Below are 348 nucleotides of genomic sequence, written 5' to 3'. Positions count from 1 at the left end.
GTCTTCGCCGCTGGGAGCCAATTATACCTACAGCATCGACGGAGCAACTTACCAGGCCAGCCCGGTATTTGCCAACCTATCGCCGAATTCTTATAACGTTACGGTGAAAAATGTTACCACGGGATGTACTTCACTTGCTACGGTAGTAGTGGTGAATAATCCTTCGGCTTTGCCGCCACCAACAGCTTCTGTTACTATACAGGCTACCTGTGCTACTGGTGGAACCATCACAGTCTCCTCGCCGCTGGGCGCCAACTTTACATACAGTGTAAATGGTACAACTTACCAGGCCAGCCCGGTATTCCCCAACCTTACTCCTAATACTTATAACGTTACTGTGCGAAACAT

Annotated in this window: 1 protein-coding gene; it reads left to right on the top strand. The window is 49.1% G+C overall.

The window, feature by feature from the left end; translation table 11 throughout:
- Nucleotides 1-348 (top strand): hypothetical protein (locus EGI32_RS11480; protein ID WP_255155497.1); only part of this gene is annotated, 348 nt, incomplete at both ends.

The organism is Ferruginibacter sp. HRS2-29 (assembly GCF_024343615.1).
GTDB lineage: Bacteria > Bacteroidota > Bacteroidia > Chitinophagales > Chitinophagaceae > Ferruginibacter.
The sequence above is the reverse complement of the archived record's forward strand: the minus strand, read 5'-3'. Positions and strand labels throughout refer to the sequence as shown.